Genomic DNA, 19885 nt, shown 5'->3' with positions numbered 1-19885 from the left:
AACTTGTTTACCATGAGAAAAACAATGTAGCCTGTGAGGCACATCTCACAAGGGCTGCGCTGCCGGTTAGAATGATCTTCAACGCAAAACCTGCGAGCGTTCACCTAGAGAAGGATCACACTCCATGCGGATTACATCAACCGTGCTCAAGTCATTGGCAGTAGCGGCCGTGGGGGCCCTGGCCTTGACTGCCTGCGGCAGCAGCGAAACCCCTGCTGCATCCTCGACTGACGCCAACGCGCTTAAGCTCATCAATGCCGGCAAGCTCACCGTTTGCTCCGACATCCCGTACGAGCCGTTCGAATTCGTCAAGGACGGCAAGAACGTCGGCTTCGACATGGACATCGCCGCCGAGATCGCCAAGGACATGAAGGTCGAACTCACCGTGATCGATTCCAGCTTCGACGCCATCGAGTCGGGGTTGTTCAAAACGCAGTGCGATATCGCCATTTCCTCGGTGTCCATCACCGACGCGCGCAAGGGAAACATGGATTTCTCCACCCCGTACATGGATGACGACCTGACCCTCGTCGCCAAGGAAGGCTCGGGTGTCACCGACCTGGAGTCGGCCAAGGGCAAGAAGGTCGGCGTACAGCAGGCCACCACCGGTGCGAAGTTCGCCACGGAAAACGGACTTGACGCCATCGGCTACGAGGACTCGGGCCTCCAGCTCGCCTCGCTCAAGGCGGGAACCACCGTTGCAACCTTGGGAAACCAGTCGGTGCTGGGCTACGCCATCAAGGATGACCCCACGCTCAAGCGCGTTGCCGATTTCAAGACCGGCGAACAGCTGGGTGTTGCAGTTCCCAAGGGTGCGACCCCGATGCTCGACCAGGTCAACACCACGCTCAAGCGCCTGACCGATGACGGTTCACTCGCCAAGTTCACCGCGACCTGGTTCGGCACCACCAACTAACGTCAACCTCATTTGATGCAGGCACACAGGCGAGGCCCTGGCTCCCGATCGGAACCGGGGCCTCGCCATCTTTCACGGAAGGCTTCAATCCCATGGCCATGACCACTCGTCAACGCGCCCGATTAAGCAAAATCATTCAGATCGTCATCTTCGTCGGCGTCATCGTGGCGGTGGTGCTCCAAGTCGACTGGAGGATCCTCGGCGACAATTTCTTCGCGTTCGACAAGCTGGGCCCCATCTTCCCCGAGCTGATCACGGTCGGCCTGAAGAACACCCTGTACTACACGGTGATCTCCTTTGCCTTCGGATTGGCCCTGGGCCTGCTCCTGGCGCTCATGAAGATGGCCAGCTTCGCTCCGTACCGCTGGTTCGCGACCGGTTTCATCGAGTTCTTCCGCGGGGTTCCCGCAATCCTGGTCCTGATCGCTTTTGGCTACGGCGTGCCTACCGCCTTCCCCGGCACGAGCTGGCCGCAACCGGTGGTGGTCATGGTTTCCCTTGGTCTGGTTTCAGCGGCCTACATCGCCGAGACCCTGCGCGCGGGCCTGCAAGCCGTACCCAAGGGGCAGATCGAAGCCGCCAGGTCGCTGGGCATGCCCGCGTGGCGCGCCATGGTCACCATCGTGATCCCCCAGGCGTTCAAGATCGTCCTCCCGCCGATGACCAACGAAGTCATCTTGCTGACCAAGGACTCGTCCCTGGCCTTCATCTTGGGGGCGAGCATGGCACAGTACGAAATGACCAAGATCGGTCGAGACGGCATCACCTCCCTCGGTGCCGGCATCACCCCCTTGATCGTGGCCGGTGCGTTCTACCTCGTCATCACCATTCCTTTGAGCCTGATCGCTCGAAAGTTTGAATCCCGTTCTGCACGGACGAAGCGTTAGGGAAGTACCTCATGTCTGACAACAACACCCAAACCACTTTCAAGGCATCAGGCGTGGATATCCGCGGCCTGCACAAGTCCTACGGCGACAACGAAGTCCTCAAGGGCATTGACCTGGAGGTCAAGCCCGGAGAAGTCGTGTGCCTTATCGGCCCCTCGGGCTCGGGGAAATCGACGTTGCTGCGCTGCGTCAACCTTCTGGAAAAGCCGAATGCCGGCGTCATCCATGTCGGCGGATTCGACGCCACCGACCTCGATGTGGATCTGGACAAGATGCGCCAAAAGGTTGGCATGGTCTTCCAGCAGTTCAACCTGTTCCCGCACCTGACGGTCCTGCAAAACTGCACCGTTGCACAGACCAAGGTCCTGAAGCGGCCGGCGGCGCAGGCCCAGGAAACCGCCCAGAAGAACCTCAACCGTGTGGGTCTGGGGGACTTCGGTGACCGCTACCCCGACCAGCTCTCCGGCGGGCAGCAACAGCGCGTGGCCATCGCCCGTGCGCTGTCGATGGATCCAACCCTGATGCTCTTTGACGAGCCGACCTCGGCGCTCGACCCGGAGACCGTGGGCGAGGTGCTGGCCATCATGCGCTCGTTGGCCAAGGGCGGCATGACCATGCTGGTGGTGACCCACGAGATGTCCTTTGCCAAGGAGGTCGCAGACCGGGTGATCTTCATGGACGGCGGCGTCGTCGTCGAGCAGGGGCCCGCCAAGGAGGTCATCGGCAACCCGCAGCAGCCGCGCACCCAGGACTTCCTCAAGCGCGTGCTCGATCCCACCCACGTGGAGATCGCAGAGTAGATCCCGCACGGCAGAATCCCCGAGGGGGTGGCTGGCATCCACGCGGACGCCAGCCGCCCCCTCGGTCCTTAACGACCCCGCCAATGGTGCTCCTGCGGCCTTCGCTGCCTCTTTATCCATGGACACTGCGGTACGGCGCGAATGATCCTGAAACGTCCAACGTTAATGAAGGGTGGTCGGCATTCCTGTTGCCAGGAATGCCGACTACCCTTCGTCCGTTCCAACCCGGGTTCCCGTGGCGGTGCCGGAGCAATGGCTCGGTTGACTATTTCAGCGCTCCGGCGGTGAGCCCTGCCTTCCAGAAGCGCTGAAGGAACAGGAAGAGCAGCAGCAGCGGAATGATCGATACCAGCGCACCAATGACCACCAGTGACATCGGGACCTTGCCGTTGGAAGCGAACCAGGAGACCAAGCCGACAGTGACCGGCTGCAGCGAGGAATCGTTGATGACCATCGCCGGCAACAGGTAGTTGTTCCAGATTTCCACGAAGTTGAACAGGAAGATCGTCACCAGCGCCGGGGTCATCATGCGCAGGCCTATCCGGAAGTAGATCCCCACCTCGCCCACCCCGTCGATCCGGGCGGCCTCGATGATCTCGTCGGGCACCGATTGGGCCGCAAAGACGCGCGAGAGGTAAACGCCGAAGGGACTGACGATGCTGGGCAGGATCACCGCCAGAGGGTTGTTGATCAGCCCGACCTCGGAGAACATCAGGTACAGCGGCAGGGTGAACAGGATCTTGGGGATCAAGACCGCGGCCAGCACCACCCCGAAGACGACCTCACGGCCTCGGAAGCGGTACTTGGCCAAGGCGTAGCCGGCCATCGAGGCAAGCAGCGTGCCCACGATGGCACCCACACCGGCGTAGAAGATGGAATTGAGGATCCAGCGCATGAAGATGCCATCGCGCGAGGTCAGCAGCTCACCGACGTTGGCGCCCAGGTGCATCCCGTTGAACCAGAAACCGGGGGCCGAGAACTGCTCCCCCATGGGCTTGGAGGCCGCGACCAGCAGCCACCAGATCGGCACCAGGAAGTAGAGCGCGAAACAGCCCAGCACAATGGTGACCACCAGGCGGCTGGCCAGCGAGGTCTCGCGGTTGTTGCGTGGCCCGGAGCCCCGCGCGGCGCCAAAGTTCCGGCCGGTGCGGGCACGGGTTGCCGGGGCCGGTGCCGTGTTCGTCTTGGTGTCGGCCGGGGCCAGGGAATCGCCGGCGGTCAATTGGCTGCTCATGCGTCCGAGCCTCGGTTCGTGATCTTGAAGAAGGTGATGGACAAGATGCCAACCAGCACCGCGAGAATCACCGAGGTGGCTGCGGCGTAGGGATAGTTCTGTGCGGCGGTGGCTGCCTGGGCCGCCATGATCGGGGTGAAGGCCGAGTCGATGGAGCCGCCCGAGACGCTTTGCAGCACCTTGGGCTCGTTGTAGAGCTGGGCCGTGCCGATGATGGAGAATACCGCGGTCAGGATGAGTGCCGGGCGGACCATGGGGATCTTGATGTTCCAGGCAATGTTCCAGGCCGAGGCGCCGTCGATCTTGGCCGCCTCGAGTATTTCCCCGGGAATCGACTGGAGTGCGGCGTAGATGATGATCATGTTGTAGCCGGTCCAGCCCCAGGTCACGATGTTGGCGACCGACCACAGGACCATGTCCTGTCCAAGGAACGGAATCTCGATGCCCAGCGGTGCGAGCAGTGCGTTGATCGGGCTGGAGGTTCCCGAGTAGAGGAATGACCACATGAGCGCCGCGATGACGCCGGGAACCGCGTAGGGCAGGAAGCTGGTGAGCCGGAAGAATCCCTTGGCCCGTGCCGAGCGTGAATCGATCAGCAAGGCGAGCCCGGTGGCGAGGGCGAGCATGACGGGCACCTGGACGACGCCAAAGAGCAGCACCCGGCCGAGGGACTCGATGAACACCGGGTCGGTGAACGCCTTGAGGTAATTGGTGAACGGGTCAAAGACGAGTGTCGGCGCCGTGAGCCCCAGGCCGTCGCGCTTGAGCACAAACAGGCTGCGGTAGACCGCGAAGCACAGCGGCGCCAGGTACATGCCCAGGAAGATCACCGCGAACGGGGCCAGCAGCAAGGCTGCGGTACGTGCCTGGCGGCCGCTGGTCCTGGTCTTGGGAATCGTTGATCGGGTTGGGGTGCCCACGCTCATGGTGCTGCTGCCTTCCGGTGCTTGGTGCAATGGTTGAATCCCGTGGCGGCCCGTCCGGGCCGCCACGGGATTCGGGTTAGTCAGCGACGTTGATGCCCTGGCTCTTCATGTTCTCCACGGTAGCGGTGTTGGCCTCGACCAATGCGTCGACCAGCTTGCCGTTGCCTGCCCAGCCCTTGTTCAGGCCGTCGTCAAGCTTCGTGGTGGTCAGCGGCATGTTTGGTCCCCAGGTCCAGTCGGTGTTGACCTTCAGGGCCTCTTCCTTGAACACGTCGAAGATCTTCTGCCCGGAGAAGTACTTGTCTTCCTTGGTCAGTTGTGGCAGGTCCAGCAGTGCCTTGGCCGCCGGGTAGAGGGCCGCCTTGTCAATCAGGTTGCCGTAGCTGTCGGCATCGGTGGACAGGAAGTTGGCGAACTTCCAGGCCGCCTCGGGGGTTTCGCACCCCTTGAGCACCGCGGTGGCGGAGCCGCCGACGTTGCCCACCGAGGGGTTTGCGGCATCCCACTGCGGCATCGGGGCCACGGCCCACTTGCCGGCGCCATCCGCTGCGTCTCCCTTGATGACCCCTGCCTGCCACACCGCGCCGACCAAGGTGGCGATCGATCCGTCGCCCAGTCCCTTGAACCATGCAGGATCGTACATCGGCGCCTTGGAGATGGTGCCGGCGTCCACCAGCGACTGCCAGTATTCGGCAACCTTCTTGTTCTCGTCCGAATCGACGGAAACCTTCCAGCTGTCGCCCTCGATGCCGAACCAGAGGGCACCCGCCTGCCAGGACATCCCGGCATAGTCGTAGTTCGCGTACGGGGAGCTGATCTTGATCTTGGGGTTGGCTGCCTTCAGCTTCTCGGCCGCGGTCTTGTACTCGTCCCAGGTCGCCGGAACCTCGATGTTGTGCTTTTCGAAGAGTTCCTTGTTGTAGTACATGGCCATAGGGCCGGTGTCCACGGGGGCGCCGAACACCTTGTCGCCGACCTTGACGCTGTTCCATGCGAATTCCACGTATTCGCCCTGGTTGGCGTTGGCGTACTGCGAGACGTCTTCAAGCGCACCCTGCGCGGCGAAGCTGGTGAGGGTTTCGTATCCGACCTGTCCCAGGCAGGCTGCGTTGCCGGCCTGCACGGCGTTGAGCATCTTCTCATAGCCGCCGCGCGAACCGGGCTGGATCTCCTCATACTTCACCACGACGTCGGATTGGGAAGCGTTGAAGGCCTTCACGGAATCCGCATAGCCCGGAGCCCACCCCCAGAAGGTCAGTTCTGCCGGAGCCGCGGCCTCGCTGCTCGAGGGCGCGGGAGTTCCCGTCTCGACCGGGGCTCCGCTGGCGCCGCCGCATGCGGTCAGGGCCAGGGTCGCTGCGAGGGCACCGACTGTGGTGATCCCCCAACGCTTCAAACTCTTCATGTTTCCTCCACTTGCTACCACCGGCTGTCCGGTACGGCTGTCAAAGACTGGGTCTTCGGGATTTCACCCCCGATACCTGAACCTGCCCGGGATCTCCCAGGGGTGAATTCCTGTGAGCCGCGCAACATCAAGCGTGAAAACCAGAATGCCATAGGTTGTTATCGATAACAAGCGTTCCGTGAACTTTTCTCGGGTTTCGTATTTCGTGGCCAAGAATGGTTGGCATCACATAGAGTCACTTGACGTGTAACATTCGTTTCCAACGCCTGACACATGACGCACTCCGACAGAAACGAGGGATTCGATGGTCCAAAAACCGTCCCGCGCACCTTCCATGCGCGATGTTGCCCAGCTCGCAGGGGTTTCGGCACAAACCGTTTCTCGCGTCCTGAGCGACCACCCGAACGTGCAGCCGGAAACGCGCCAGGCTGTCAGGGAAGCTGCCCGGTCCCTGGGTTACCGCAGGAATGCCACGGCCCGCGCGCTGGTCACCGGGCGCAGCAACATGCTTGGCGTCATCACGCTCTCCTCCAGCTCCTACTCGCGCATGACCCTGATTGTCGGCATTGAGCGTGAAGCTGCCGCACGCGGGTATTCGGTCACCTTCGTTTCCATCACCGACCTGTCGGCCAGGTCCCTGGAAGAGGGCCTGAGCAGGCTTGTTGCCCAGGGCGTGGACGGAATCATCACCGCAGTCCCGCTCCAAGGCTCATCCGCAGAAGTCGAGAGCCTGCTGAACGAGGTCCCCTCGGTGGCCATCGACTCCCCCCTCCCCGCGGGCCAACAGGTCGTGGCCTTTGACCAGGTCCACGCCGCCAGACTCGCCGTCGAACACCTGATCGAGCGCGGCCACACCAACATCTGGCATGTCGCCGGACCTAAGGACTGGGTCGAGTCAGACGCACGGATCACCGGCTGGAGAGACGCCCTTGAATCCGCGGGCCTGCAGGTTCCCCCGGAAATCTATGGAGACTGGAGCGCTGCATCCGGATATCGGGCGGGGCTGATCCTGGGGCGGATGCCGGATGTCACGGCGGTCTTCGTGGCCAGCGACGAGATGGCCTTCGGGCTCATCAAGGCGGTCACGGAGCTGGGGCGCGCGGTGCCCCGGGACATTTCGGTGGTCGGGATCGACGACATCGAACTGGCCCCGTATTGCACTCCCCCGCTGACAACCGTCCGCCAGCCACTGGAGGAGATCGGCCGGCACGCGGTACAACAGTTGGACTCCGAACTCGGTGAGCACGAGGAGAGCGAGCCCCGGAACCAAACCAGGTTCATCACCCCCGAACTCATCGTCCGTTCCAGCACCTCGACCCGCTAGGAACCTCGGGCAACGTTTTCCTCCCCCATTGCAATATTTGTTGTTATCGATAACAATCGAATGACACGACAACGGGGAAAGCATGGTTCCTCTGCAGTGCGATGTAATGCCAGCGCCTTCACTTCGTGGCTGGGAACCAGCTTCGAGCCAGAACCGAGGAACCAGAACGTGATCATCAGCGGAGCCCTTCACTACTTTCGGACGCACCCCGAGCAGTGGCGCAGCAGGTTGCATTGGCTCAGGCTCATGGGGTTGGACTCGGTTGAAACCTATGTGCCCTGGAACCTCCACGAACCGCGCCAAGGCCAGTTCAATTTCAGCGGCGGCGCCGACCTCGAACGCTTCGTGAAGCTTGCGGCGGAGGAAGGGCTCAAGGTCATCCTGCGCCCCGGACCGTACATTTGCGCCGAGTGGGACAACGGAGGCCTGCCCTCATGGCTGACGGCCCAGCCAGGGATCCGTGTCCGGACCCGCGACACCCGCTACGTTGCCGCCGTGGAAGCCTTCTTCGACGAGTTGCTGCCGCGCATGGTGCCGCTGCTGGAAACCCATGGCGGCCCCATCTCCATGGTGCAGGTGGAGAACGAATACGGCTCCTTCGGATCCGATGCCCGTTACCTGGAATTGGTGCACAAGGCGCTTGTCCAGCGCGGCATCGACGTCCCGCTGTTCACCTCCGACGGCCCGGAGGACCACATGCTCACCGGCGGCATGGTTCCGGGAATCACCGCAACGGCAAACTTCGGCTCCGGCGCCGGCGGGGCCTTCGCCAACTTCCGCCGACACCGCCCCAACGACCCGCTTTTCTGCATGGAATTCTGGAACGGCTGGTTCGACCACTGGGGCGAGGAACACCATGTCCGCCAGCCCCGGGACGCCGCCGAGGCCCTGGATGAAATGCTCGCCATGGGCTCATCGGTGAACTTCTACATGGCGCACGGTGGAACCAACTTCGGCACCGGGGCTGGGGCGAATTACGATCCTCCCCACGCCGTGTCCGGTGGCACCTACCAGCCCACCGTCACCTCCTACGATTACGATGCTCCGCTGGACGAACGCGGGGCGCCCACGCCAAAGTTCCACGCCTACCGGGAGATCATCGCGAAGTACCGGCAGGTGCCGGAGCTCGAGGAATTCAACGAGCCGCTGTTGCCCCGCACCCTGCTGGTTCCGGAGGCCGCACCCGTGGGACTGCGCGCCTACCTGGACCTCTTCGCCAGCCAGCAGAACGCGACCGTTGAATCGGGCCACCCCCTGAGCTTCGAGGAGTTGGGAATATCCCACGGCGTGGTCCGCTACGCCACCACCATCCCCGGCCCGCGACGCGCCTACCCCTTGAGCATCGACGGGCTCAACGACCGCGCCCACCTTGTCGTCGGAGGACGTGTTGTCCACGTCTTTGAACGCAACGACCAGCAATCCTACGACCTGCCAGTCCCTCCCGAGGGACTGGCTATCGAGCTCTATGTCGAATCCATGGGCCGGGTCAATTACGGGCGGCTGGTCGGGGAACGCAAGGGCATTCTGGGTGCGGTGCTGCACGAGCGCCAGGAACTTCATGGCTGGCAGATGACCGCCCTTGAGCTCCCCCAGGCCCCCGATGACGAACTGCTTTTCCAGGTGCCCGCGGCTTCCCCCGGCGACGCGGCATTCCATGCCTTCGGCTTTGTTGCGGCAGGACCTGCTGATGGCTTCATTGACCTGTCCGGCTGGGGCAAGGGCTACGTCTGGGTCAACGGTTTCTCTCTGGGCAGGTTCTGGGACGCGGGCCCCCAGGCCAGGCTCTACGTCCCGGCCCCCGTGGTCCGGTCCGGGGACAATCGGGTGCTCATCCTGGAACTGGACGGACGGTCCGCGGATGCCCCGGCCATCTTCCCCGCCCCGGATCTTGGTGCCGGCGCCGCGCCATTGGCGCCGCAATAGGACGGCCGATCCCCCGCTAAAGGCACGGGCCCGACTCGAAGATGCGCCACCTGGCATCCTCGGGCGGGCCCGCCCGTATCCCGCGGCATGGGCCTAGTGAACTCGGGGCCAGGCCAGTGCGCTGGTTCGAGCGGTGATCCCGGCATGCAGGGCGCGCAACCCCGACCGCGGAACGGCCACCTCGATGATGCGGCGGGTACCGGGGCGCTGCAGTGCGTCCCGCAGCTCGTCAACGGTGTCCACGGCCAGGTATTCCCACCCGTAGGCAGCAGCCAGCGGCTGGATTTTCACCCGGTGCGGCGTACCGAAGAGGCGCTCGACGGTGTTGGCGTAGCGCCCGGATTCCTCCACCGCACCGTGTTCCAGGGTGGAGAAGATGGCACCGCCTGAATCGTTGAGGACCACGACGTCCAGCTCGGGTTCGGGCTCCCCCTCGCCGATGAGCAGCGCACCCGCGTCATGCAGGAATGTCACGTCCCCGACCAGGAGCGTGGTCTTGCGCCCGCCGCGCGCCTGGGCGATGCCCGTGGCGGTGGCCAAGGTCCCGTCGATCCCGGCCAGTCCCCGGTTCGCGTAGACCGTTGCGGCGGGACGAGGTGCCGGGTGTCCGCAGAGGTCGGCGTCGCGGATGACGTTGGAGGATCCCAGGACCAGGTTCCCGCGTGACAGTGCCCAGACTTCACGTGCGACCGCCGGTCCGTTCAGGCCGCCGTCAATGAAGATGGCTTCCCCGATGGCTTCCTCCGCCTGCCGCCCCAGGCCCTGCCACTGCCCCAGCCAGCCCTCGGATCCGACCCCGGCGAACTCCGCCAGTGCTGCGGGATTTCCGATGGCTTGCTCGCGCCGGCGTCCCGGTTCAAACCACGGGGCGGGGGCCGGGGCCCACAGCGCCGTGTCGATGTCCGGGTTGCCCAGCAGCATGCCCACGGGCCGGGTCAGGGTCGGCCGGCCGAAGAGGACCACTCGCTCGATCCGTGCCATGTGCCCGGCCAGCAGCGTCCGGTACGGGCCAATGGCGTTGGGCCCGAATCGCGCGTTGGAACTTGGCTCGGCAAAGAGCGGCAGGCCCAGCGCCCGGGCGAAGTCCTCGGCCTCGCGGCCGGCACCGTGGCCGGCCACCACGACGGTTCGGCGTTCGGTCCCCGGTATGTGGTTCCGCCATTCCGGTTCGTTTTCGGATGCGAGAGCGACGGGTGGGTGGGTGATGTTGGCTCCGAATTCCGGCAGCTTGTCCCCGGGTGCCGGAACAAGTGGGTCCCGGAATGCCACATTGATCTGAACCGGGCCCTGCGCCACCGCGGCGGTGCCCCGCGCGAAGACCAGGGCATCGGCCACCAGGGCATCGGGGTGCGTTCCGGCGGGAATGGTGACGCTGCCGCGCACATGTGCACCGAACAGGTCGACCTGGTTGGTGGTCTGGTTCGCTCCGGTCCCGTGGAGCTCGGCGGGCCGGTCGGCCGAGAGGACCACCAGCTTGGCCCCGACGTGGTTGGCCTCCATGACTGCCGGCAGCAGCTCCCCCACGGCGGTGCCCGAGGTGGTCAGCACCGGGACCGGGGCGTCGCTTGCCAGGGTCAGCCCCAGCGCGGTGAATCCGGCGACGCGTTCGTCGATCCGCACATGCAGGCGAATGGTTCCTGCGGCTTCCGCCTCGGCCAGGGCGTAGGCCAGCGGGGCGCTGCGTGATCCGGGGCAAATCACCACGTCGCGGACCCCGTGGGTCTGCAGTGCGGCAAGCAACAGGCGGGCGACTTCCATGGAAGAAAGTTCGGGGACGGAATCGGAGGGCATGGGTACCATCCTAATTCCGTCCCCGACCAGAACCTCTTTCCGACTATTCGGAGATGGCGATGTAGCGGGTGACCATGCTTGTGTCGAAGTGCCCCCGGGTTTCCGGGTCGTCGTCGACCAAGAACTCTTCCATGTAGTTCGTCAGTCGCCCGGTCTCCGGGTTGAACATCAGCATGGTCCGGTACTCCCCGCCGTCGTCGGATATTTCCACACCGAAAGCGACGGCTTCCCGGTCCCAGCGATCGGTGGTGGTCCCGATGACCTTCAGCCCCTCGAGTTTGGCCAGCGCTCCCAACAGCGAAGCGGATTCCGCCTGATCGAGCCTTCGGTCCATCATGGCAAAGCCCATGATCTGCAAGAACCCCTGGGGACCATCGTTTACCATCGCACTGTCCGGCCGCAATTGGTCGTGGATGCTCGAATAGAAGTCCTCGGCGGTGCGACCCAGCGTGGTGTCGAACATGTTCCTTTGCTCGCCGGGAGCGAATTCGTAGTTGATCACCGTGCCTGGCTTGTCCATCAGGTTCTTGCGGTTGTACTTGACGGACTCGCCGGTCAACGAAAAGGGCTCTCCGACGGTTTGCCGGATGGAGCTGCTGCCGTCCGGGTTCACACGATGTTCGTTGAACGTCGGGATCGACAAGCGGTCATCATAGATTCCGCCATCGCCGTAGGCACCGCCCTCCCAATGCCCGATGTCGATCCGGCTCGGATCAAAACCGGCCGGATCCGGATGGGATTCCGCGGCCTTGACCAGCTTCCCCAAGGCTTCCTTGGTGCCCACGGTGCTTGGCGTCATCTTTTCCAAGGGCATGGGTGATGCGGTCGCCTTGGTGGTGCCATCCAAAGCGGATCCCAGCGGCACGGCCACGAGCACTCCGGCGGCGACGGCGGCCAGGGCTCCGAGCACCCACCTGCGCGTGGTCTTGCGCTTGGCATCCAGCGCCACGACGTTGCTCGGTGCCGGTTCCTCCGCTGCCCTTGCGGCCGGCTCCGCGACAGGGTCGGTTGCGGCTGGTGTGGCCAGGATGGAGGCCAGGTCGTCCAGGGCTCGCTGATCCAGCTCCGGGGTCTGTTCGACGGGGAACGGGTTGGCATTCCGGATCCCCGCATCGAGCTTGCTGTCGTCCTCGAAAAGTTGCTTAGGCATGGTGGACCCCGCTTCGTAGGATGTTCTTGAGTGACTTGCGCGCGCGGCTGACCCGTGCCCAGGCCGCTTCCTGGGAGCAGCCCAGGACGTTGGCCAGTTGTTGGGCGCTGAGCTCCTCCCAGTAGGTCAGGTACAGGATCTCGCGTTCGGCATCCCGCATGCCCAGCATGGCCTCGCGCAGCTGCAGGGAGTGCTCGTCCGAAGCATGGCGTTCGGGGCAGTGCTGCAGCTTGACCTCGAGTGCGGCAACCCGGAGCTGGCGCCGGTACTCGTTGCCGATGAGGTTCTTGCAGGTCTGGTACAGGAATGCCAGGCCCAGGTGCTCGGCCTGCTCGAACTTGGACCAGGCCACCCTGAATGTTTCGCTGGCCAGGTCGCGCGCCGTCTCGTGGTTGTTGATCCGGCGTTGGGCAAACGCCAGCACCGGCCAATAATGCTGACGGTAGAAATTGCCGAACCGCTCTTCGGGTGCGCTTGGGGGTCTGCTTTCGCCCTCCAGCAACCTTGCATCCGGTTGCATGGGCCGCCCTCGATCTCGTTGGTAAGTCTTACACCCTATCTATTTCCGCCATCGGGGCGTTCCTGACATGGGGAAACCGAAAAACTTCCGGGCACGCCAAAGTGCCCTTGGGGGCAACGAGTCGTCTCGTTGTCCCCAAGGGCACTTGGTGGTGCATCAACGCCGCACGCATGCGGCAAAGCGCGGCTACTTCTTGGGACCGTGGCCCTTGGCCGAGGTGAAGACCTGGACCACCGAGGGGCGGGGGCCGTAGACCTGTCCGCGCTTGGCCTTGGAGGGGTTCAGCACGTAGTCCGGGAAGAACGAGATCGGGTCGGCGAAGGTGCCGCCCTCGCCGGGATGCTGCACGGCCACGAACACCGAGCCGTCGCGGTCGTGGATCAGCGGGCCGCAGGTCTCGGCGCCGGCCGGGACGGCCAGGAACTGCTCGACCTTCCCGCGCTCCGCCCCGGTCAGGGTGACCTTGTGCAGGGCGTCGCAGTACCCGATGGTGCCGGGCTGGCCGTCGGTGGAGATCCACAGGTTGCCCTTGGAGTCGAATGCCAGGTTGTCCGGGCAGGAGATCGGCGAGACCTTTTCCTTGGGGTACCCGGAGAAGTAGGTGCTGGCGTCCTTGGACGGGTCCCCGGCGACCAGCAGGATGTTCCAGGAGAACTCGGTGGCCGTAGCTTCGTTGTTGCGTTCGGTCAGTTCGATGACGTGGCCGTCGCGGTTCTTGGTGCGCGGGTTGGCCTCGTCCACGGTTGCCTTGCCGGTGGTGTTGCGCTGGGTGTTGTTGGTCAGGGCGATGTAGAGCTTGCCGGTGACAGGGCTCGGCTCGACGTCCTCGGGGCGGTCCATCTTGGTGGCCCCGACCTTGTCGCCGGCCAGGCGCGTGTAGACGAGTACTTCTTCCAGGCTCATGCCCGGCACCTTGGAGGCGCCGTCCTTGACCAGCGGAATCCAGGTGCCGGTGCCGTCGAAGGAACCGTCGACGGGAACGGCGGCAGACCCGTCGATCTGGGAGGCCGGGGAGTTCCCTGAGAACTTGGCGACGTAGAGGTCGCCTGCCGAGAGCAGGGTCATGTTGTGCTTGCGGTCCCCGCGGCGGTACTTGGCCGCGGAGACGAACTTGTAGACGTAGTCGAAGCGCTCGTCGTCGCCCGAGTAGGCCACGACGCGGCCGTCCTCGGCGATGCGCACGTTGGCGCCCTCGTGCTTGAAGCGGCCCAGCGCGGTGTGCTTCACTGGGGTCGAGTCCGGGTTCTGCGGGTCGATCTCCACGATCCAGCCGAAACGGTTGATCTCGTTCTCGTAGCCGGCATTGCGGGCGGAGAAGCGCGGGTCGACGTCTTCCCAGCCGCGTTCCGTTGCCGTGTCGGAGATGCCGTAGCGGGCATCGGTGGCAGATCCGGTGCCGCGGAAGTACTGGTTGAAGTTTTCCTCCCCGGAGAGCACGGTGCCCCACGGGGTGGTGCCGCCGGCGCAGTTGTTCAAGGTGCCCAGAGCCTTGCGGCCCGTGGGGTCCGCGACGGTCTTGAGCAGTTCGGAGCCGGCGGCCGGGCCGTCGATGGCAAAGGCCGTGGTGGCGGTGATGCGGCGGTTGCACTCGCCCCCGCGGATGTAGGTCCACGGGGTGCCGGCCTTGACGCGCTTGACCTCGACCACGGAGAACCCGTGGGCGGCCATGGCGATCTTGGCGGCCTCGGTCTTGTTGGCCTCGAACCAGGCCGGGTCGAACATCAGGTCTTCGTTGGTGTATTCGTGGTTGGCCACCAGCACGCCGGAGCGTCCGGAGTACTTGTCCACGATGATGTTCAGGTAGTCGTTGTTGTAGCCGAACTGTCCGGCCTGGCGCTTGGCACTCTGGTTGGTGATGTCGAACTTCGGGGCGTGGTTGAACAGCGGGTCGCCCCAGCGGATGATCGGGGCCCAGTCGTAGCCCTCGGGAACGGTCATGGCATCAACGGTGCGCGGCACCGGGGCGATGGCCTTGAAGGACAGCTTGCCGCCACCCTGGGGGGCCACGAGGGTGTCGGCCTGGGCTGCCGGAGCCGCAAGGGTGTCCACGCCGATGACCAGTGCGGCGGAGGCCACGGCGCCGAGGCCCAGGATGGAGCGGCGGCTCAGGGCGGCGTCGGCGATGTCGCGGAAGTAGCTGTTGGTGCTGGTGTTGCAGACGTCCTTGGCGCACGCATTGCCGCACTTGAAGTGGCAGGTGGCCGCGTCTCGGTTGCCACGGGTGTGGCCGAGCATGGGAAGGAAGGTACGTGTGAGGCTCATGGTTTTCTCCGTGCAACGCTATCGAGTGGATGACTTCGATTCCCAGCGTTCCAGCCACCAGTGAGCGTCCGGCCGCCACGAGGTTAACGGCGGGCAACCGGAGGGTGTCGGTTTCGAGACGCGGGGGCCACTTTGTGGCACGAGTCACGAAGCCGGCCGAGATCCGGCTCTGGCGACGGCAAGGCCCATGCACCGGCTAGCGGTTGGCCGCCAACAATTCCCGGTGGCAGTCGGCCAGTCGCTGGTGCCACCAGGTGAGGCGTTCGGCGGGGACCGCGTGCTTGGCCAGCAGGTCGGGGTCGGCGGCGATGTCGCGCAAGTGCAGTTCCCCGTTCACGGCCAGAAACCTGTCGGTGGTGATATCTGAGGAAAAGAGCGATCCGGTGGCCAGGCCGCAGGCGTAGGGCAGCTCCGGCAGCGCGGCGGCCAGGGCGGCTCCCTGGCGCAGGCCGATTGAGGTGTCCAGGGCCGAGGAAACCACTGCGGGCAACCCGGCGTCGCGCACCACCTGCAGCGCCCGGCGGACCCCGCCCAGCGGCTGGGCCTTGATCACGATCAGGTCGGCCGCGCCGGCGCGGGCCACCGCGAGCGGGTCCGATTCCTTGCGTACGGATTCGTCGGCGGCGATCAGCACCCCGAGTCCGCGGCGTGCGACTTCCTTGCGCACCCGCGCCAGGCCGTCGATGCCTGCCACGGGCTGTTCGGCGTATTGCAGCCCGAAGCCGGCCAGCGCTTCCAGTGCCGCCATCGCTTCACCGTGGCCCCACCCGGCATTGGCGTCGATGCGGATCGCGGCAGCGGGAAACAGGCGGCGGACCTCTGACACCCGGGCCACGTCCTGGGCGAGGTCCTGGCCGGTTTCGGCGACCTTGACCTTGATGGTGTGTGCGGCGTCGTAGGAGGCCAGCACCGCTTCGACCCGTTCCGGGCCCACGGCCGGCAACGTGGCGTTGACCGGAATGGATTGGCGCACCGGCTCCGGGTATCCGTCCCAGGCGGCCTCGATGGCCGAGCGCAGCCAGGCGGAGGCCTCGGCCGGGCCGTATTCCAGGAAGGGGGAAAACTCGCCCCAGCCTGCCGGGCCGTGAAGGAGCATCGCCTCGCGGTGCCGCACCCCGCGGAATTGCACGGTCATGGGCAGGGAAACCACATGTGAGGCGTTGATTAGCTCGTCAAGGTCCGGCATCTGGTTCATGGGTTCCAGCCTATCTTCCCTTACCCGGTCAGCTCCGGTAGGCGGCGTCGAGCGCTTCCTGCCAAGCCGCTGTGTTGGCGTGGGCATCGGCGCCGGCCGCGAAGTCGTGGACGGTCACCCCGACGGGGCCGCCGAAGGCGTTGCGGCCAAAGATCCGCACCAGCGCGTCGGAAGTGCGCAGCCCCACAAAGTTTTCGTTGCGGAAGTCCACGGTGGCGCGGGTGGTTCCTCGCCCGGGCAGTTGGAGTTCCAGTTCGGCGCCGGCCGCGGCGTTGTCCAGGCCCAGGGCCGAAAGCCATGTCCCCAGTGCATCCGGGGCCTTCGAGGCCTCGGGTCCCTGGATGTCGCTGAAGACCACCGGGAGCCCATCGAAGTGGCGCAGGTACTCGCCCAGGGTGTGCAGGTAGAAGACGGTGTGCTTGGAGGCCCCGTCGTATTGGTTGTCCCAGTCGTCGACGAAGATCCCCGAATGGACGTAGCGCACCGCGGTGCCGTTCCCGCCCGGGGTCAGCACGTGCTCGAGCTGGTTGAACCAGCCGTCGGGCCCGTCCATCCGGGCGACCAGGTGCGTGGGGTACTCGTCCACCGTGCGCACCGAGGGCCACTGGTCCGTGGGGAACATCCAGGCAGCGGTGCCGTTGGTGACAGCTTCCCAGATGCGTTCGGGGCTGCTGTCGATCGTCAGTTCTTCGACGATCTCGAATTCCTTGCTCATGGCGTGTCTTCCTTCAAGGTTGGGTGCAGGGCCACGACCAGGCGGTGGGCCCGGCCGGTGGTTGCGTTGGTGTTGTCGTGGTATTTGGTGGCGAGCCGGGCTACGGCGAGGCCGAGTTCGGCGCTGAATTCCGCCCGTTCGCGGGCGGAAGCGAAGACGATGTCCGTGTCGATGGCGAAGGTTCCGAAGCCCTTGCGGGCCCTGCGTGCGCCGATCAGAAGGGCGCCGACTTCGCGGATTGTCCGCGCGGCCAGGGCCAGCAGCCAGGTTGCGGAGAATTCGTTTCGCAGGTCCGCGGGTGCCGGGGTGAGGGCAGCAAGGCTCTGCGGCGAGATCACGTAGGACGCCGCGGTTGCCTGCATGAGCCGTTCGGTCATGATGCCCTTGTGGCGAAGTTCCACCTGGGCCAGCAGCCCAACCTCGGCCATTTGGTTCAGGTGGTAGGTGATTTTCTGGCGCGGGATCTCCAGCCTGGCCGCCAGCATGCTTGCGGATGCGGGTTCGGCAAGTTCGGCAAGCAGCCGCTGCCGCATCGGGTCCAGCGTTGCGGCCGCGGCCCGCGGGTCTTCAATCACTTCGAGGTCCAACATGCTTCCAAGAATTTCACTGACAAATAAATTTGTCAAGGGGCTACCGGAGATCGAAATCCCGTCGTCAGGTTGCCGTCGCCCCTGCATTCAGGCTCGGCGGATCCATGGGAGAAAGCCCACGTTCCGGGCCACCGGCAAGGATTGTGTGAAACCCTGTTGGCAATGAGTTTTTCCTCCAAGACCCCACCCAGCCAATCAAAGGGCAGCGCGCTGCTCCCCTGGTACGGCGCACTGGTGCTGCTGGCTGCCCTCTTTTTGGCCTGCTACGGATTCTTCGTCCGGACCAAGCTCGGGCAATGGATCGACGAGGCGGCACTGCTGGGCGGCGAGGCGTTCCTGGCTGCGGACAAGACCCGGGGACCTGCACTGGCCTTTTTGGACCACATGCCGGCAGCGTCGGCGCTTCTGGCCGGCGGATTCATCCTCTTCGCACTGGTTCGCAGGCGCGATTTCCTGCGCCCCACGGTGGCCGGGGCCCTGTTGCTCGGCGCCGCCGGAACCACCCAACTGCTCAAGCACGTGGTGTTGGTACGGCCGGATTTGAACATCTCGGGGGCCTCGATGAATTCGTTCCCCTCGGGGCACACGACCTTCGCTGCCGCGGCCATGGCCGCGATCTTCATTGTCGCCCCCGTGGCGCACCGCCCGCCGGTTGCCCTGCTGGGCTGGTCCTATGCCGCGGTCGCCGGGGCCTCGACGCTGGTGCTGGGCTGGCACCGTCCCAGCGACGTGATTGCCGCCTACCTGGTGGTTGCCTGGTGGAGCGTGCTGGCCGGCCTGTTCCTGCGCCATGCCCACGGGAGCGGACCGGGACCCCGCACCACTGCCGCCGGATCGCGGTCTGTTCCCGAGCGGCTCTTGCGCGCGTTGGCGGTGTTGGGCGCCGTGGCGGCGGCAGCGGCACTGGGACTCGCGCTGTCAATGGACCACCCGGCGATCGGCAGCGTGCAGAATGGCGCCTTGCTCGTCTTCCTGGCCGTGGGCCTGGCATTGGTCCTGGGCACCGCCATGGTCACCGGCTGGTTCGTCCACGAGCTCTTTGCCCGCTACGGGGCACCCATCCGCCGCCGGTTGGTCCGGGGAATGAAGTAACCGAAGATCCCCGCTCCCAGCAGCGAGATCCCGCCGATCGCCATCACCCCGGCGCCCAGCGTCGCCACGGCCACCAGGACCGAGAGCAGCACCGGCCCGGCCATCGCGCCGGTGTCGGACATCAACCGCCACAGTCCCAGGAACTTGGGCCGCCCGGCCACCGGCGAGTAGTCGGCGCCCAGGGTCATCACGATTCCCGAACCGATGCCGTTGCCGAATCCCAGCACCATGGCCACGGCCAGCATCGTGGGCATGGAGTGGGTCAGCGGCAGCAGGAACAGGGCCAGCGACATCACCGCCATGCAGGGCACCGCGACCCAGGCCCGACCGCGCTTGTCCATGACCTTGCCCGCGGGGTAGAAAATGAGCATGTCGATGGCCCCGGAGAACCCGTAGACCAGCGAGATCGTTGCGGCGTCCAGCCCGATGCTTTCGCCCCACAGGGGAAGGACGACCTGGCGGGTGGAACGCACCGCGGAGATGCACACGATGCCCAACCCGATCCCCAGCAGGATCCGCCACTGGTCCTTGGCGATGGAAAGCATCGAGCCTCCGTCGCGGCTTTGGCCCGCTTCCACCGGTGCCCGGGTCTCGAGGTCCGGTATCCCCAGGCACACGACCGTGGCGATGGCCATGGCCACCATGCCAACCCAGTAGGCGCCGGCGATGCCCAGCCACTTCATGGCCAGCGTGGCGGCGAAGGGCCCGATGAACACCCCGATGCGCATCACCCCGCCCAGGGTCGACATGGCCCTGGCCCTGAATTCCAGCGGAACGGCCTCGGCCAGATAGGTCTGCCGGGCCAGGTTGAACACGGCCCCGGCCATGCCCAGCATCATCACGCCCACGGCAAAGAGGCCAAGGTTCGAAGGCACGATGCCAAGCACCATGCCCAGGGCCGCCCACCCGGCCGCACAAACCATGGCCAGGCGTTCGCCGACCTTCGTGGTCAGCACCGCGGCGGGGACGTTTGAGACCAGGGAACCGACACCGACCAAGGTGACGACCAATGCGGCCGTGGCCAGGTTGGCCCCGCGTTCCAGGGCGGACAGGGCGATGATGGGCGTGACCGCTCCCAACCCCAGGCCGTACAGCAGGGAAGGTGAGTACACTTTCACCGCGATCCTGCGCAGGCTGAAAGGTTGCTCACTCATG

17 protein-coding genes are annotated in these 19885 nt (G+C 65.1%); 6 read left to right on the top strand and 11 right to left on the bottom strand.

Annotated features, from left to right (window positions below; all coding sequences use genetic code 11):
- Nucleotides 1-124: 124 nt before the first annotated feature.
- From JOF46_RS09080 to JOF46_RS09070, 3 genes are all read left to right on the top strand, one after another.
- Entirely contained in the window at nucleotides 125-916 is a 792-nt protein-coding gene (locus JOF46_RS09080; protein ID WP_209907024.1) for an ABC transporter substrate-binding protein, read from the top strand.
- Between the two features lie 92 nt (nucleotides 917-1008).
- Nucleotides 1009-1803, top strand: coding sequence for an amino acid ABC transporter permease (locus JOF46_RS09075; RefSeq protein ID WP_209907023.1), 795 nt, complete (start codon nucleotides 1009-1011; stop codon nucleotides 1801-1803).
- Between the two features lie 11 nt (nucleotides 1804-1814).
- Nucleotides 1815-2603: an amino acid ABC transporter ATP-binding protein gene (locus tag JOF46_RS09070; RefSeq protein WP_209907022.1), complete on the top strand. Its 789-nt coding sequence runs from the start codon at nucleotides 1815-1817 to the stop codon at nucleotides 2601-2603.
- A 265-nt stretch (nucleotides 2604-2868) separates the two neighbouring features.
- Here the strand turns inward: JOF46_RS09070 and JOF46_RS09065 are convergent, their stop codons facing one another.
- From JOF46_RS09065 to JOF46_RS09055, 3 genes are all read right to left on the bottom strand, one after another.
- Nucleotides 2869-3837 carry a carbohydrate ABC transporter permease gene (locus JOF46_RS09065; protein ID WP_209907021.1) on the bottom strand — a complete coding sequence of 323 codons (969 nt, stop codon included), beginning with the start codon at nucleotides 3835-3837 and terminating at the stop codon, nucleotides 2869-2871.
- Entirely contained in the window at nucleotides 3834-4763 is a 930-nt protein-coding gene (locus tag JOF46_RS09060; protein WP_209907020.1) for a carbohydrate ABC transporter permease, read from the bottom strand. The genes JOF46_RS09065 and JOF46_RS09060 overlap by 4 nt, the downstream gene beginning before the upstream one ends.
- Before the next feature lie 76 nt (nucleotides 4764-4839).
- Nucleotides 4840-6168, bottom strand: coding sequence for an ABC transporter substrate-binding protein (locus JOF46_RS09055; RefSeq protein WP_209907019.1), 1329 nt, complete (start codon nucleotides 6166-6168; stop codon nucleotides 4840-4842).
- Between the two features lie 304 nt (nucleotides 6169-6472).
- Here JOF46_RS09055 and JOF46_RS09050 point away from each other — a divergent pair, with 304 nt between their 5' ends.
- Both JOF46_RS09050 and JOF46_RS09045 read left to right on the top strand, forming a co-directional pair.
- Nucleotides 6473-7492, top strand: coding sequence for a LacI family DNA-binding transcriptional regulator (locus JOF46_RS09050; RefSeq protein WP_209907018.1), 1020 nt, complete (start codon nucleotides 6473-6475; stop codon nucleotides 7490-7492).
- A 168-nt stretch (nucleotides 7493-7660) separates the two neighbouring features.
- On the top strand, nucleotides 7661-9415 hold the full coding sequence (locus JOF46_RS09045) for a glycoside hydrolase family 35 protein (protein ID WP_209907017.1): 1755 nt from the start codon (nucleotides 7661-7663) through the stop codon (nucleotides 9413-9415).
- Between the two features lie 93 nt (nucleotides 9416-9508).
- Here the strand turns inward: JOF46_RS09045 and menD are convergent, their stop codons facing one another.
- The 7 genes from menD to JOF46_RS09010 all read right to left on the bottom strand — a co-directional run bounded on the left by menD (nucleotide 9509) and on the right by JOF46_RS09010 (nucleotide 17638).
- Complete coding sequence (menD, locus tag JOF46_RS09040; RefSeq protein WP_209907016.1) at nucleotides 9509-11206, bottom strand: 2-succinyl-5-enolpyruvyl-6-hydroxy-3-cyclohexene-1-carboxylic-acid synthase; 1698 nt, start codon at nucleotides 11204-11206, stop codon at nucleotides 9509-9511.
- A 43-nt stretch (nucleotides 11207-11249) separates the two neighbouring features.
- A complete protein-coding gene (locus JOF46_RS09035) occupies nucleotides 11250-12356 on the bottom strand; it encodes a hypothetical protein (RefSeq protein WP_209907015.1) in 1107 nt (368 codons plus the stop codon).
- Nucleotides 12349-12876, bottom strand: coding sequence for an RNA polymerase sigma factor (locus tag JOF46_RS09030; protein WP_209907014.1), 528 nt, complete (start codon nucleotides 12874-12876; stop codon nucleotides 12349-12351). The genes JOF46_RS09035 and JOF46_RS09030 overlap by 8 nt, the downstream gene beginning before the upstream one ends.
- Nucleotides 12877-13062: 186 nt before the next feature.
- Nucleotides 13063-15138 carry a PhoX family protein gene (locus JOF46_RS09025; RefSeq protein ID WP_209907013.1) on the bottom strand — a complete coding sequence of 692 codons (2076 nt, stop codon included), beginning with the start codon at nucleotides 15136-15138 and terminating at the stop codon, nucleotides 13063-13065.
- A 196-nt stretch (nucleotides 15139-15334) separates the two neighbouring features.
- Nucleotides 15335-16333: an o-succinylbenzoate synthase gene (locus JOF46_RS09020; RefSeq protein WP_209907012.1), complete on the bottom strand. Its 999-nt coding sequence runs from the start codon at nucleotides 16331-16333 to the stop codon at nucleotides 15335-15337.
- A 28-nt stretch (nucleotides 16334-16361) separates the two neighbouring features.
- Nucleotides 16362-17048 carry an SRPBCC family protein gene (locus JOF46_RS09015; protein ID WP_209907011.1) on the bottom strand — a complete coding sequence of 229 codons (687 nt, stop codon included), beginning with the start codon at nucleotides 17046-17048 and terminating at the stop codon, nucleotides 16362-16364.
- Nucleotides 17045-17638, bottom strand: coding sequence for a winged helix-turn-helix domain-containing protein (locus JOF46_RS09010; RefSeq protein ID WP_209907010.1), 594 nt, complete (start codon nucleotides 17636-17638; stop codon nucleotides 17045-17047). The genes JOF46_RS09015 and JOF46_RS09010 overlap by 4 nt, the downstream gene beginning before the upstream one ends.
- Before the next feature lie 162 nt (nucleotides 17639-17800).
- Here JOF46_RS09010 and JOF46_RS09005 point away from each other — a divergent pair, with 162 nt between their 5' ends.
- Nucleotides 17801-18730, top strand: a complete 930-nt coding sequence (locus JOF46_RS09005) for a phosphatase PAP2 family protein (RefSeq protein WP_209907009.1) — start codon at nucleotides 17801-17803, stop codon at nucleotides 18728-18730.
- Here JOF46_RS09005 and JOF46_RS09000 read toward each other — a convergent pair.
- Entirely contained in the window at nucleotides 18685-19884 is a 1200-nt protein-coding gene (locus tag JOF46_RS09000; protein ID WP_209907008.1) for an MFS transporter, read from the bottom strand. The two genes, JOF46_RS09005 and JOF46_RS09000, sit on opposite strands and share 46 nt — an antisense overlap.
- Between the last annotated feature and the right edge of the window lies 1 nt (nucleotide 19885).

Origin of the sequence: Paeniglutamicibacter psychrophenolicus (assembly GCF_017876575.1) — a bacterium.
In the GTDB taxonomy this organism is placed as follows: domain Bacteria; phylum Actinomycetota; class Actinomycetes; order Actinomycetales; family Micrococcaceae; genus Paeniglutamicibacter; species Paeniglutamicibacter psychrophenolicus.
This window is presented reverse-complemented; position numbering and strand designations above follow the sequence as displayed.